This is a genomic window from uncultured Microbulbifer sp. (assembly GCF_947489355.1).
Taxonomy (GTDB): domain Bacteria; phylum Pseudomonadota; class Gammaproteobacteria; order Pseudomonadales; family Cellvibrionaceae; genus Microbulbifer.
Genome location: NZ_CANLDD010000028.1, coordinates 1 through 14,098, shown reverse-complemented (window position 1 = coordinate 14,098; position 14,098 = coordinate 1). Strand labels below are relative to the sequence as shown.

The 14,098-nt window shown below is 56.1% G+C and carries 8 protein-coding genes and 1 pseudogene; 6 read left to right on the top strand and 3 right to left on the bottom strand.

The window, feature by feature from the left end; all coding sequences use genetic code 11:
- Positions 1-39 precede the first annotated feature (39 nt).
- From ppsA to Q1A48_RS12270, 5 genes are all read left to right on the top strand, one after another.
- Positions 40-2,403, top strand: a complete 2,364-nt coding sequence (gene ppsA, locus Q1A48_RS12290) for a phosphoenolpyruvate synthase (protein WP_299945190.1) — start codon at positions 40-42, stop codon at positions 2,401-2,403.
- 431 nt (positions 2,404-2,834) lie between these two features.
- Positions 2,835-3,404, top strand: coding sequence for a L,D-transpeptidase family protein (locus Q1A48_RS12285; RefSeq protein WP_299945188.1), 570 nt, complete (start codon positions 2,835-2,837; stop codon positions 3,402-3,404).
- 132 nt (positions 3,405-3,536) lie between these two features.
- Positions 3,537-4,016 carry a ribonuclease E activity regulator RraA gene (gene rraA, locus Q1A48_RS12280; protein ID WP_299945186.1) on the top strand — a complete coding sequence of 160 codons (480 nt, stop codon included), beginning with the start codon at positions 3,537-3,539 and terminating at the stop codon, positions 4,014-4,016.
- 280 nt (positions 4,017-4,296) lie between these two features.
- Positions 4,297-6,531, top strand: coding sequence for an acyl-CoA dehydrogenase (locus Q1A48_RS12275; RefSeq protein WP_299945184.1), 2,235 nt, complete (start codon positions 4,297-4,299; stop codon positions 6,529-6,531).
- Positions 6,532-6,553: 22 nt separating this feature from the next.
- Positions 6,554-8,761, top strand: a complete 2,208-nt coding sequence (locus Q1A48_RS12270) for an acetyl-CoA hydrolase/transferase C-terminal domain-containing protein (protein ID WP_299945182.1) — start codon at positions 6,554-6,556, stop codon at positions 8,759-8,761.
- Between the two features lie 4 nt (positions 8,762-8,765).
- Here the strand turns inward: Q1A48_RS12270 and pta are convergent, their stop codons facing one another.
- Together pta and Q1A48_RS12260 are read right to left on the bottom strand one after the other, a co-directional pair.
- Positions 8,766-10,919: a phosphate acetyltransferase gene (gene pta / locus Q1A48_RS12265; protein WP_299945179.1), complete on the bottom strand. Its 2,154-nt coding sequence runs from the start codon at positions 10,917-10,919 to the stop codon at positions 8,766-8,768.
- Positions 10,920-10,921: 2 nt separating this feature from the next.
- Complete coding sequence (locus Q1A48_RS12260) at positions 10,922-12,130, bottom strand: acetate kinase (RefSeq protein ID WP_299945178.1); 1,209 nt, start codon at positions 12,128-12,130, stop codon at positions 10,922-10,924.
- A gap of 174 nt (positions 12,131-12,304) precedes the next feature.
- Between Q1A48_RS12260 and Q1A48_RS12255 the strand changes: the two are divergent.
- Positions 12,305-12,707, top strand: a pseudogene (locus Q1A48_RS12255) (transposase); the annotation flags it as partial.
- A 765-nt stretch (positions 12,708-13,472) separates the two neighbouring features.
- Here the strand turns inward: Q1A48_RS12255 and Q1A48_RS12250 are convergent.
- Positions 13,473-13,751, bottom strand: a complete 279-nt coding sequence (locus Q1A48_RS12250; protein WP_299945175.1) for a hypothetical protein — start codon at positions 13,749-13,751, stop codon at positions 13,473-13,475.
- Between the last annotated feature and the right edge of the window lie 347 nt (positions 13,752-14,098).

Genomic DNA, 14,098 nt, shown 5'->3' with positions numbered 1-14,098 from the left:
ATCAGCCGCCACTGACACCGGATTTTAGAGGGCCTTCACTTGACGAACTTCACCATCGACTTCGCAAAACTGGGTATGGATGATGTCGACAAGGTCGGCGGCAAAAACGCATCGCTCGGTGAGATGATTACGTCGCTCACCGGTGCCGGTGTCAGTGTACCGGGGGGCTTTGCCACTAGCGCGGAAGCTTACCGGGCTTTCCTTGCCCAGGGGCAGTTGGCACAGCGTATTGCCGAGCGCCTGAAGGGGCTGGATGTCAGCGATGTCACTGCCCTTGCTCGGGTTGGTGAGGAGATCCGCAACTGGATTTTGCAAACGCCGCTCCCCGCGCAACTGGAGAAGGAAATCCGCGCAGGCTATGAGGGCCTGGGCGGTGGCGGGACCGCCGTTGCGGTGCGCTCTTCGGCCACTGCGGAGGACCTGCCGGACGCCTCTTTTGCCGGTCAGCAGGAATCATTCCTGAATATCCGCGGTGTCGAGTCGGTGCTGCAGGCGGTGAAAGGGGTATTTGCCTCCCTGTATAACGACCGCGCCATCGCCTATCGGGAGCACACCGGATATGGGAATGTGGGGGTGGCGCTTTGTGCGGGTATCCAGCATATGGTGCGCAGTGAAACCGGCTCCGCTGGTGTTATGTTTACTCTGGATACCGAGAGTGGTTTCCGCGATGTAATTTTTATTACCGCGGCATTTGGCCTGGGGGAAACTGTGGTACAGGGTGCGGTAAACCCCGATGAATTCTATCTCTATAAGCCCGCACTGGATGCGGGTCGTCCGGCGATTTTGCGCCGCAACCGGGGTAGTAAGGCGATCAAAATGGTCTATGGCGAGCGTGGTGAGTTCGGCCATTCGGTGCAGACGGTTCAGGTGGCACAAGAGGATTGCCAGCGTTTCTCCCTCAATGATGAGGAGCTGACCAGCCTGGCGCTGCAGGCCCGCAAGATTGAGCAGCACTATGGTCGCCCTATGGATATTGAGTGGGCCAAAGACGGGGATAGCGGCAAGCTGTTTATCCTTCAGGCGCGTCCGGAAACAGTGCGCTCCCGCGACCAGGGCACCAGCATTGAGCGCTACAGCCTGCAAGAGCGCGGTGAAGTGCTGTGCGAAGGCCGTGCCATCGGCCAGCGTATTGGTACCGGGCGCGTGCGCAAACTCAATTCTGCCAAGGCGATGGCGGAGATGCAGGACGGTGAAGTCCTGGTGACCGATATGACCGATCCGGACTGGGAGCCGATACTGAAAAAGGCGGGTGCCATCGTGACCAATCGCGGTGGCCGCACCTGCCACGCGGCGATTCTGGCGCGGGAGCTGGGTATTCCAGCGGTGGTGGGCTGCCGCAATGCCACTGAGATCTTAGAAAACGGGACTCCGGTCACTGTGTCTTGTGCTGAGGGGGATACCGGCTTTGTCATGTCCGGTGAGTTGGACTTTGAGCGTGAAGAGGCCGAAGTCAGAGATATGCCCAAGTTGCCCTTTAAAATTATGCTTAACGTGGGCAATCCGGATCGTGCCTTTGCCTTCAGTCGCGTACCCAACCGGGGTGTCGGTCTGGCGCGCCTTGAGTTTATTCTGAACCGTATGATCGGTATTCATCCGAAAGCGCTGCTGGAGCTGGACAGTCTGCCGCAGGATCTGCAAATAAAAATCCGTGAGCGCATCGGTGGCTACCCATCCCCGAAGGACTTTATCGTGGAGAAACTGGTGGAAGGGATTGCCACTCTGGCTGCGGCCTTTGCACCCAATCGCGTGATCGTGCGTCTGTCGGACTTCAAATCCAATGAATACGCCCACCTGGTGGGAGGGCAGCTGTATGAACCCAGCGAAGAAAACCCGATGCTGGGCTTTCGCGGTGCTGCGCGCTACCGTTCCAAGGACTTCTCCCAGTGCTTTGCACTGGAGTGTCGTGCTCTGAAAAAAGTCCGCGACGAAATGGGCCTGACCAATGTGGAAATCATGGTACCTTTCGTGCGTACGCCCGAGGAGGCAAAGGAGGTCATCGGCCTACTCGCGGAGAATGGCCTGCGCCGTGGCGAAGGCGGTCTGCGAGTGATGATGATGTGCGAATTGCCCTCCAATGCCCTGTTGGCGGAGGAGTTCCTACAGCACTTTGATGGTTTCTCCATCGGTTCCAATGATCTGACCCAGTTGACATTGGGGATTGATCGGGATTCCGGTCTGGTGGCGGACCTGTTCGATGAACGCAACCCCGCGGTCAAGGTATTGTTGTCCCGCGCCATACAGGTTTGCAAGAAAGCCGGGAAATATGTGGGAATTTGCGGGCAAGGCCCGTCCGATCACAAAGACTTCGCACGCTGGCTGGTGGACGAAGGGATAGACAGTATTTCCCTGAACCCCGATACCGCTGTGGACACCTGGCTATATTTGGCCAATAAAAAAGATTAAAATTTTTTTATGCGGCCATTTTGGGCCGCTTTTTCGTTCTGAGAACCGTATTTCCCCGACAGTTTTTTTCACAAAACAATGATCTGTTCTGCTGATAATTTAGAAGGTTGTTGCAGTTTGCGCTGAAATTGCCAGAATTTTTCCTGCATTTTTTGTGTGAGACTTTGCCATCACACACTACCGATAAAATCCATTCCACTATCACCGCCTGCCTAGAGAAGAATTCATTCTAACTGTCAGCGGCGGCCTCAATAGAATCGAAAGGGTCTTGGGGCTGTGCGTAATTTGGAGAAAGAGTTTGCGCATTTTGCTCTGAAGCTGAGTCATCGCAAAGAGAGGACTCCGCCGCCGATGAACTTCAAGCGGTTTTGGTTGGACTTTTCGACTGTCCACCCGTTGGATCAAAGCGGAGAGAGTTGGTGAGGTGAGCCATGCACACAAGTAGACAGCTACAAATCCCCATACTACACCTCTTTATGGTGTTGTGCCTGATGGTATTTTTGGCGGTGCCCCCGGCAATGGCGAAACCACGGGGTGTCAACTGGTTCGATGACCGGGCCGCAGCCAGAGGCGGTGGTCCCTCAATTAAAATTGATTTGAGCGAGCAGCGCGCCTATTTGTACAAAGGTGGCAGGCTGGTAGGGGTTTCCAAAGTCTCTTCCGGCAAGCGTGGCTACGGTACCCGCCCGGGGTCTTTCCGCGTACTTTCAAAACATCCGTATCATCGCTCGACCATTTATGGGAGCTTTGTCAGTAAGCGCACCGGAAGAGTGGTGAGATCCAATGTGAATACCCGCAGGCATCGCCGCCCCGCCGGCGCCGTTTATCGCGGTGCCAGAATGAATAACTATATTCGTTTTAATGGCGGTATCGGCATGCACGCATCCGGCCATGTGCCCAATTATCCAGCATCGCATGGTTGCGTGCGTATGCCGCCGCATATGGCGAGAAAGTTTTACCGGCATGTGCGTGTCGGCACACCGGTTCGTGTCACCCGATGACAAGATTTGCGACAGCGAAGGTTTGACCGGGCATTATCCAAAGAGGTGATGCCCGGTATTTGTTGACATCGCTGCTACTGTTGTCCCAGTCAGGTTACTATTATTTTTCATCTGATAGTAACGAGATACTTTATGTCAGTTTCGACGCCCGATCTGTGCGATGCGCACAGGGAAGATGTGCAGGTGGTTGAGCCTTTTTTTGTTAATTATGGTGGTCGCGAGCGCTTCGGTGGACAAATCGTTACCATCAAATGCTTTGAGGATAACTCCCTGGTGCGCGATCTGGTGGCGGAGCCGGGTCAGGGAAAAGTACTGGTGGTGGATGCCGGTGGTTCCATGCGCTGCGCCTGCCTGGGGGATAGACTCGCTGCGCAGGCGGTGGGCAACGCCTGGGAAGGCATTGTAGTGTTTGGGTGTATCCGCGATGTGGACGAAATATCGGCGCTGGATCTGGGGGTGCAGGCTCTGGGCAGCCACCCCATGAAAACGGAAAAGAAGGGCGTTGGTGAGAGAGAGATCACAGTGGCATTTGGCGGTGTGACTTTCTATCCAGGCCATTATCTCTACGCGGACAACAATGGCATTATTGTCGCCACACAGTCGCTGCTCTGAACCTTCGCTGTGATCCCCCCACTGGCCTCAGGCTAGACTGTCATTCCGGGCTGAGTCTGAACCTCTATGGTGGAGAACGCGGCAGGCGGTTCTTAGCGCAAGAATACCTTCCCCTGTCCGCAATACCGCCTTTGTAGCGCCAACCCGGTCCAGTCGCTCATTCCCTCCGGCAGTCAAACTGTAGAAGAAATCGTCACCTATCATTGTCCTGTGATACCACTCAATGACCCGGGGGAAATGGCAGGATATTTCGCTGTCGCGACCACCATGGAAGGTAAATATGGGCGAATTGCGCAAGAAATTCTTTACGGCACCGCTTTTGAAAACCATCAAGCGGGTTCTCCCCTCGATTTCCGCCACTGAGCGCGAGGCGATGGAAGCCGGGGAAGTTTGGTGGGACGCCCAGTTACTATCGGGAAAACCGGACTGGAATCAACTGCTGGACATGGGGCCCCCGGAATTGAATGCAGAAGAGAGGGCTTTTCTGGATGGCCCGGTGGAAGAGCTCTGCCATATGGTGAACGATTGGCAAATCAGCTTCGTGGACTACAACATCCCCGAGCATGTATGGGATTTCCTGCGCAAACACCGCTTTTTCGGCATTATTATTCCCAAGAAATACGGTGGCCTTGGCTTTTCTCCTTCGGCACATGCAGAAATAGTCACTAAAATCTCTACCCGCAGCACCTGCGTGGGAGTGACCGTCATGGTGCCCAACTCCCTCGGGCCTGGAGAGCTGCTGCTCTCCCACGGGACCCAGGTGCAGAAGGATCACTATCTTCCCCGCCTGGCCGATGGCACCGATATCCCCTGTTTCGCTCTCACCAGCCCCCAGGCGGGCTCCGACGCTGCCTCCATGGTGGATCGGGGTGAGGTCTGTTACGGGGAGCACGAGGGCGAGAAAGTCCTCGGTATGCGCGTCAACTGGCACAAACGCTATATCACCCTGGGCCCCATTGCCACGGTACTGGGTCTGGCCTTTAAACTCTATGACCCCGAGCATATCCTCGGGGACAAGGAAGCGCTTGGTATCACCGTTGCCCTGGTCCCCACCGATACCCCGGGAATCACCATCGGTCAGCGCCACCTGCCAGCCATGCAGTCCTTTCAGAATGGCCCCAACTGGGGCAAAGATGTGTTTATCCCCATGGAGTGGATTATCGGCGGCAGGGAGAATGTGGGCAAAGGCTGGGAAATGTTGATGAGCGCGCTTGCCGCCGGGCGCGGCATCTCTCTTCCTTCGCTGTCAATGGGGGGCGCGAAAATGGCTGCCCGGACCACCGGGGCCTATGCGCGCGTGCGAGAGCAGTTCAATGTGCCCGTGGGGCGCTTTGAGGGAGTGCAACGGCGCTTGGCAGAAATTGCCTCTATTGCCTTTGTACTGGATAGCGCCCACAAGACGACAACGCGGGCTTTGGATGAGGGCCGCAAGCCCGCGGTCATTACCGCAATTATGAAAGCCAATGCCACCTCCGCATTGCGCCGGGCGATCAACGACGCCATGGATATCCATGCGGGCAAGGCCATTATGGACGGACCCTCCAATTACCTTGGCAATGTCTACCGGGCTATCCCCGTAGCGATTACCGTGGAAGGGGCCAATCTGCTGACACGCAGCTTGATGATATTCGGTCAGGGTGCCATACGCTGTCATCCTTATTTGCTGGATGAGATACTCGCGGCAGAAAATCCCGATACCGGCGAGGGGCTGGACCAGCTTGATACGCTTCTGCCAAAACACTTCTGGTTCCAGATAAAAACCCTGTTTCGCGGTGTATTCCACGGCTGGACGGTGGGCCTGTTTGCCAGCAGCCCCCGTGATGTCGGTGTTGCTGCCAAGTACTACCGACAGCTGAACCGGTATTCTGCAGTACTTACCCTGGTTACAGAAATCTCCCTGATGACCCTGGGGGGGGAGCTGAAGAGAAAGGAGTTGATCTCTTCCCGCCTCGGGGATGTACTCAGCCAACTCTATTTATTGAGCTGTACCCTGAAGCGTTTTTATGACGATGATAACCCCAAGGATGACCTGCCCCTACTGGAATTCGCCATGCGCGATGGCCTGCATAAAATTGAGGTCAGTTTGCTGGAAGTTTTCCAGAATTTCCCGCGGCCATTCTTCGGACAGTTAATGCGGTTTTTGGTCATGCCCTGGGGCCACAGTGTCCATACGGCTTCGGACCGTCAGGCGCGCGCGTGCGCCGAGCTCCTGCTGGCCCCGTCGACAACCCGAGACAGGCTGACTTGTGGTGTCTATCCCGGCAATCCCGGCGATGGAGTTGATATTGTCGAGCAGGCTTTCATTAAGGTTTGTGCTACAGAGCACGCACGTGCCAAGCTGAAAAAAGGCGGGATACGCGTGTTGAGCAGGGAATCGGTAGAGGAAGGTTTACAGCGCAACCTGATCAGCGATGGGGAAGCAAGTGCCCTGCGGGAAGCCGCGGATGCAGTGGATAGTGCGATTCAGGTTGATCACTTTGAGCACTTGGGGGAGCATATCGGCCGCTCGGGCTAAAGGTGTACGGTTGTAGATATCCATGCAAACCCCTTCCAGAAAAACCCCCCAGCGTTTTAGCACCGTTGAGCCCTGTATTGATGCGCTGTTGGAAAAAGTGGGCAAGGAAATCGTATTGGGCCTGCCCCTGGGGATCGGCAAGGCGAACCACTTTGCCAATGCCCTCTACGCTCGTGCGGTTGCCGATCCATCGATTTCCCTGACCATATTCACCGCCCTTACCCTGGAGCGCCCCAAGGGGAACAGCGATATATTGCGTCGTTTTATCCAGCCTTTACTGGATCGCCTCTATGGTCACTATCAGGATCTCGCTTACGCTTCCGCCCGCCGCAGGGAACAGTTGCCGAGCAATATCGAGGTGATCGAGTTTTTTATGGCACCGGGTGCACTGCTGGGAAATGACTATGCACAGCAGCATTATGCCAGTGTTAATTACACTCAGGTGCCCGAAGCGCTTTTGAGAAGCGGTGTGAATGTGATTGCCCAGATGGTGTCGCCAGTCGAGGATGGTGTGCGTTTTAGTTTGAGCTGTAACCCCGATCTGACGCTGCCGTTTTTGAAACTGAGCAACACCTGCGATGACCATCCATTGATTCTGGTAGGCGAGGTCAACCCACAGCTGCCCTATATCACCGGCACCAGCGAGCTGGATGCAATCGAGTTTGATTTTTTGCTGGAGGGAGACACTTTTGATACGCCGCTGTTTGCGGCTCAGGCGATGCCGGTGAGTTTTACTGAACACAGTATTGGCATGCATATCGCCAGCCTGATCGCAGATGGTGGCACCCTGCAGCTGGGTATTGGCGCGCTCGGAGATGCGGTATGCCATGCCCTGCGTTTGCGCCATTTAGAGAATGGACATTATCGGCGCTTGATCGAAAAACTGAACCGCCACAAGTCCCCGGCCTGCGGCGAAGCACTGACACCCATGGCGGAACCCTTTCAACAGGGGCTCTACGCTGTCAGCGAAATGCTTCCCCATGGATTTTTGCACCTGCGCCGGGCCGGTATTCTTACCCGGGAAGTCTATGCCGATGCCGCTCTGCAAGCCCTGCTGGATCGGGATGAAATTACCCATACGGTGAACGAGGAGACCCTGTTGGCGCTGAAGAAATGCGGCCGCATCTCTTCCCCCCTGACCCCGGAAGATACCGAGTTCCTACAGCGCTTTGGCATTGTCGATGCCAGCTACAGCTGGCGCGGGCACAAGTTGCTGACCCCTGACGGGGAGGAAGAAGAGTGTGATCTGCACAGTGAGCACGGCCGCAGGCGCTTGATAGGAGAGTGCCTCAACAGGAAGCTGTTGGGGGGAACCTGGTTGCACGGTGGATTCTATCTGGGGCCGGAATTGATGTATCGAGAGCTTCGCGACCTGCCCCCCAGGGAGCGGGCCGGCATTGATATGACCGGAATCGATTTCACCAATGACTTGCAGTACCAGCGGACATTGAAGCGGGTCCAGCGCAGGCAGGCGCGTTTCGTGAACTCGGCCATGATGGTGACATTGGGTGGCGCGGTTGTCTCCGATGGCCTTGTGGACAACCAGGTGGTGAGCGGTGTGGGGGGACAGTATAACTTTGTTGCCCAGGCGTTTGAACTGCCCGGTGCACGCTCGATTATCGCCTTGCCCAGCACCCGAAACCGCGATGGCATCTGTGTAAGCAATATCGTGTGGGAATATCCCCATACCACCATCCCCAGACACCTGCGCGATGTGGTGGTCACCGAGTACGGAGCTGTGGACCTGCGCGGCAAGACGGATCGGGATGTGATGGTATCCATGCTCAGTATCTGCGATGTCCGTTTCCAGGCAGTGCTGCTGGAACAGGCCAAGCAGGCAGGTAAAATTGAAAAAGAATTTCTTCTTCCCGCAGAGTACAACAACAATACGCCTGGGCATATCGCCAAAGTTTTCACAAATAAAAAATGTCTGGCAATGCTGCCTTATTACCCCCTGGGTACCGATTTTACCAGTGAAGAGGCCCTGCTCGCGGTGGCATTGCAGCAGCTAAAAGCGGCGGACCGGCGTTGGTGGCACATGTTGATGGCTGTCATCCGGGGACGGAGAGTCTGGCACGACAAATCCGAGAGTGCGGAGTATATCCAACGCTGTCTGGCGCGCATGGGCTACGATCACACCGAAACTTACGAACACCGCCTGGAAGCCTATGTGGTTGCTGCCGCTTTGCGGGATTTTGTCGATACGAGGCGGCCTCTGTGCTGGGAGTAGCCGGCTATTGATTCCGCTGCTGCGCCTGGATGGCCGTGAGGGCGATGGTGTAGACGATGTCATCCACCCGGGCGCCGCGCGACAGGTCATTGACCGGCTTGCGCAATCCCTGCAGCATGGGTCCAATGCTCACCAGATCCGCACTGCGCTGCACAGCTTTGTAGGTTGTATTGCCGGTGTTCAAGTCGGGAAAAATAAATACCGTTGCGCGCCCGGCCACCGGGCTGTGCGGTGCCTTTTGTGCGGCTACTGTTTTGATGAGGGCGGCGTCGTATTGCAAGGGCCCATCGATAACCAGCTTGGGTCGCTGTTGCCTGGCAATTTTGGTGGCTTCGCGCACCTTGTCGACATCCGAACCGCTACCCGAGGTTCCGGTGGAGTAACTGATCATGGCCACACGCGGCTCGATACCAAAGGCTGCGGCCGAGTCCGCGGACTGGATGGCAATAGCGGCCAGCTGTTGCGCGTTGGGGTCCGGATTGATGGCGCAGTCCCCGTATACCAGCACCTGATCCGGCAGCAGCATAAAAAATATGGATGAGACCAGTGGCTCGCCGGGGGCGGCCTTGATCAGCTGCAGGGCGGGGCGGATGGTGTTGGCGGTGGTGTGTATGGCCCCGGACACCAGGCCGTCCACCTCGTCAAGTGCCAGCATCATGGTGCCCAGTACCACATTATCCCGCAGTTGTTCCCGCGCCACTACCTGGGCCAAGCCCTTTTTCCTGCGCAGGGTGACCATGGGCTCCACATAGCGGTCCCGCACCTCTGCCGGATTGATGATCTGCACCTTGTCACAAAGCTTGAGCCCCTGTTGCTCTGCAGCCCTCTGGATGGTTTTGGCATTCCCCAGCAGTATTGTTTGGGCAATACCCCGCTCGCTGCAGGTCAGTGCGGCTTTGATGGTGCGCGGCTCCTCCCCTTCCGGCAGGGCAATGCGTTTTAGCGAACGGCGCGCCAGCTCGGTGAGGTGATAGCGAAAGGCAGAAGGTGACATACGCCGGGGACGGCTGGAAACCTGGCTGAGGGAGTGTACCCAGTTTTCGTCCAGGTGGCTGGCAAAAAAATCCTGCACCCGGTTGACCCGCTCCCGGTCGTCTGCCGGGGTGCGCTGGTTGAAGGTCTGCAAATCCATCACAGTTCGCCAGGTATTGGCGCCCACGAGGAGGATCGGTAAACCGGTTTCCATTGCTGGGGTACAGATTTTGAACAATTCACGATTCAGCTGGTAACCGCCGGTGAGCAAGAGACAGCCGATCTTCACCCCATTCATCACCGCCAGACAAGCGCCAGTAACAACATCGGGCCTGTCCGCAGAGGTCACCAGCATGGCCCCCGGTGTAAAGCGTCTGAGCATATTGGCCAGGGAGCGGGAGCAAAAGGTCACGTTGCGTAGTCGCCGGGTTTCCAGTTCCCCGCGGTTGATGATCTGTGCATCGAAGTGTCGGGCCAGATCCAGAGCCCGCGGTGCGAGCAGATCTGCATTCCAGGGAATGCAGCCCACAATCCGCAGGGGGACCTGCTGGTAAAGGGCCTCTTTGGTGATGGAGGCGGCGCTTTCCGCGGGGGCCTCCCCTTGGGCGGTCATGCCGGCGTGGGCGCCGGGAGTATCCGAATAACGGAAAGGGGCGCCGAGTTTATTGATGATACAGCCCGCCACCCGGTTGGAATCCCCTTCGCCGAAAGCGCGCACCGCAAACTCCAGCCGCTCTTTTAACTGTTTGGTGGCGCCGCCTGGGGGGCAGGCCACCAGTACCACCTCTGCGTCGAGGGTTTTGGCAATCTGGTAGTTGAGCTGGTTGGAGAATTGGCTATTGCTGCTGGGTAGAATGCCTTCAATCACAATCACATCCGCGTGTCTGCTGCCACTGCGGTAGCGCGCCAGTATCTCTTCCAACAGCTCGGGCATTTTCCCGGTGGATACCCGGGTCTCGGCATATTGTGCGCTGAAGGGACTGGGACTGGTCAGGTTGGCATTGTGTCGCAGTATTTTCGTGGTGCGCTCTGTGGTGCCGTTCGGGGAGGGTTCCGCGACAGGCTTGAAAAACTGCACTTCCACCCGGTTGCGTTCCAGTGCGCGGACTAGACCGAGGCTGACCGAGGTCATGCCCACGCCCGCACCCACAGGAACCAGCATAAGGGTACGGGCATTGTGCGGCATGCTTAGTCTCCCCCTCGCGCCAATTGGGCGGTATCTTTGGCGATAACCCAGTCTTCCCGGGTGGGGATCACCAGAACTTCCGGGGTATTTTGCCGTGAAATCCGCCCCTCGGCACCAAAGCGTATTTTTTCATTCAGCGCCGGGTCCAATTGATAGGCGAGGCCATTTAACCAGGCGGTGGTTCGATCGCGCACCCAGGCGGAGTTCTCGCCGATACCTCCGGTAAATACCAGTGCAGTGACCCGGTGCAGGGGAATGGTGTAGGCGGCAATGTATTTTGCCAGCCGGTAGCAAAATACCTCCAGGGCCAGGCGTGCGCCGGTATGCCCGTCTTCAGCGGCCTGCTCCAGCGCACGGCAGTCATTGCTGAGCCCGGAGAGGCCGATCAGGCCGCTTTCCCGATTCAGCAGTTGCTCGATTTCGCCCAGGGAATAGTTCAGTGTCCGCCCCAAATACAGCAGTAGGCCTGGGTCCAGATCACCGCAGCGCGTGCCCATGACCAACCCTTCCAGCGGGGTCAGCCCCATACTGGTATCCACGCTGTAGCCACCTTTGATGGCAGCGATGGAGGCGCCGTTGCCCAGGTGTGCCGAGATAATGTTGACCTCCGGGGTGGGCCTGCCCAGCAGTTGGGCACTGCGTTCACTGATATAGCGATGGCTGCTGCCGTGCATCCCGTAGCGGCGGATATGGTGCTCCTGGTAAAGCCTGTAGGGGAGCGCGTACAGGTAAGCGTAGTCCGGCATACTCTGATGGAAGGCGGTATCGAACACGGCAACCTGTGGCAGTTGGGGGAAGGCGGCAAGGGCTGCTTGAATGCCCTGCAAGGCGACAGGGTTGTGTAATGGGGCCAGTTCGCAGCAGGATTGGATGGCGGATAACACCTCCTCGTCAATCAGAACGGAACTGGCAAAAAGCTCTCCGCCATGGACCACCCGGTGACCTATGGCAATCAGCCGGTTTTTCAACTCCGACCACTGTCCATCGAACCGGTCGACAAGTGCCCGGATCACGGTGGTGTCGTCGTCATCCCGAGATAGTTTTTGTGCACCATTCTGCGCTCGGTAGCGCCAGATAAGCTTCGCCGCAGCCCCCCCCAGGGCGTTCGCCTGGCCGCACAGGAATTCTTTCCCGGAACCGGGGTCGAGTGCGGCAAATTTGAGTGAAGAGCTGCCGCAATTGAGGATCAGCACGAGGTCAGGGTTGGCCATAGAGCCGGTGTTTCAGCGGGATACACCTTAAGGCTAGACAAAATGCGACCGAGGGTTTTACCGGAGGGAATCGAGGAAAGTGGCTTTATACGGCACCGTGGCCGCCATCGCTCGCCACCGGCTGGCGCGCGCATTTGGGGCACTACAGTGCTGCGCAGTCGTGTCAGTACAGTTAAGGCGATCCGCGCATCAAAGCTCACTGGTGACAAGAAATGCGCCTATCGACTCGCCCACAGCAAACCGGTAGTGGATCAGTTCTTCCAGTGGTGCCAAACCCAACTACAGCGCACAGACCTGGTTCCCTCCAACCCGCTCGCCAAAGCACTCGATTAAGTTTTCCATTGGGAGCACAAACTCAGAGTGTTCCTGGAAGACCCGGATTTACCGCTGGAAACCAATCACCTGGAGCGCGTTCTGCTGGACAGAGCTGGGGGTGGAACACGTGGGCGTCATCCAGAGACTGATCACCACCTGCAAGCTGCATGATATCAATCCGTACACCTATCTCACGGATGTATTGCTGCGCATTGGGCAGTACCCAGCCAAAGAAGTTGCGGATCTGACACCGCGGATGTGAAAAGAAAAGTTTGTCAGTAAGCCTCTGCGATCAGACATCTATGGCTAGGGCAACGACTCCGTAGAATGAGCGGTTACGCTGCAGATGCTTGGAGTGATTATCGCCATGTTTGGTTTAGTGTGGAATGTGTACGCGGTGATTATAGATCCACACAGCACAGTGTACTAAGCTTAGCACTGCCAGGCGGTGACACTGGGTGTACTGCGCGAAGAGGAACCCCTTACTTGAGAAACCGTTGAGCGGGTTACCAACGAGCGACTGTCACGAACTGAGTACACCAGTGAAACAAAGTATGCCGAATGCTTGGCTGCGCTTTCCGGAGGCAAATTTGATGCGAACCAGTATTAGAGAACTTGAAGCCAATGAAAGCGGCGGCACGACCTCTTATTCAGCGAGCTAACAGCAGCAGTCTTATGGTTCCTTGCCTTTTTAAGCTGGCTGAAGCAATAGCTGAATAAAGTGACAAATAGGAACCTCAACTTTGTATGGCCTACGCCCGAATATTTTTGGTCCATTGCTGGAAGGGCAGAAGAATGCAGCAGCCACAGTGCTTACTGCCAGCCGAGATGCTGATTATAGGGGTAAGGAGAGTGCCGCTCAATCAACCACCAGTTGTGGGCATCCATACAGGGGGGGAAGGTGAATAAGCAAGGGAGAAGGGCGAGGTCACGGAATTTGCCAAGTCGAAAGAGGGCCAGGCGCTGATGGACAGATTGATTTTGCAGCGCCTGGAATAGCTAAATTAGATAGATATAGATCAGTCGCTTATTTTATTGGGGGGCATAACACGTCAATAGGTAGAGACTGGGCCTGAGGAAGTAATTGGTTAACAGCTTCCTTAAGGGTATTCCCTATAGACATGAATTTTTTGCTCGGGAGCCCCATTGCATCGATAACGTGTGCCGTAAATTTAGGTGGGTTGGCGGACTTACCATTTTGGAGTGTTTCGCGAACTTCTATACGAACCACTTCAGATGAATTGCGCTCAAGGCGGAGTCTGTGAGTTTTAAACAGAGTGCTATCGGCGGATGTGATGTTGAACATAACTATTCCCTTGTTAGCTATTGGTTAGCACTTGCAGATTACCTGTAAATGCGCCACCTGCCCAGGGATATTACAGCCGATAGAGGTCGGTTATGCCGCCCATATAACTGAATTTTCATACAGGCGAGAAAAGGATGGACAAACAGGAGTTACAGGGTGCAGTCGTGGATTTCCTCAAGTCGGAGCAGGGGAGGGCACTAGTAGTTAAAATCCTTTCTGCCCATATCGTTAGCAAGGATTTAGTGCTGTTTGAGCACGACAGTGTATGAGGTGTAGTAGTTCAGACTTGATCTGACAGTTACCGGTTTTTCTGACGGTGGTCTGTCAGGTCAGGTTCAGTTCACGAA

What these genes read in the sequence shown, in the direction of transcription:
- Q1A48_RS12270 (WP_299945182.1), top strand. Translation starts at nt 6,554, where the DNA reads ATGCAAACCCCTTCCAGAAAAACCCCCCAGCGTTTTAGCACCGTTGAG.
- Q1A48_RS12285 (WP_299945188.1), top strand. Translation starts at nt 2,835, where the DNA reads ATGCACACAAGTAGACAGCTACAAATCCCCATACTACACCTCTTTATG.
- pta (WP_299945179.1), bottom strand. Translation starts at nt 10,919, where the DNA reads ATGCCGCACAATGCCCGTACCCTTATGCTGGTTCCTGTGGGTGCGGGC.
- Q1A48_RS12250 (WP_299945175.1), bottom strand. Translation starts at nt 13,751, where the DNA reads ATGTTCAACATCACATCCGCCGATAGCACTCTGTTTAAAACTCACAGA.
- Q1A48_RS12260 (WP_299945178.1), bottom strand. Translation starts at nt 12,130, where the DNA reads ATGGCCAACCCTGACCTCGTGCTGATCCTCAATTGCGGCAGCTCTTCA.
- rraA (WP_299945186.1), top strand. Translation starts at nt 3,537, where the DNA reads ATGTCAGTTTCGACGCCCGATCTGTGCGATGCGCACAGGGAAGATGTG.
- Q1A48_RS12275 (WP_299945184.1), top strand. Translation starts at nt 4,297, where the DNA reads ATGGGCGAATTGCGCAAGAAATTCTTTACGGCACCGCTTTTGAAAACC.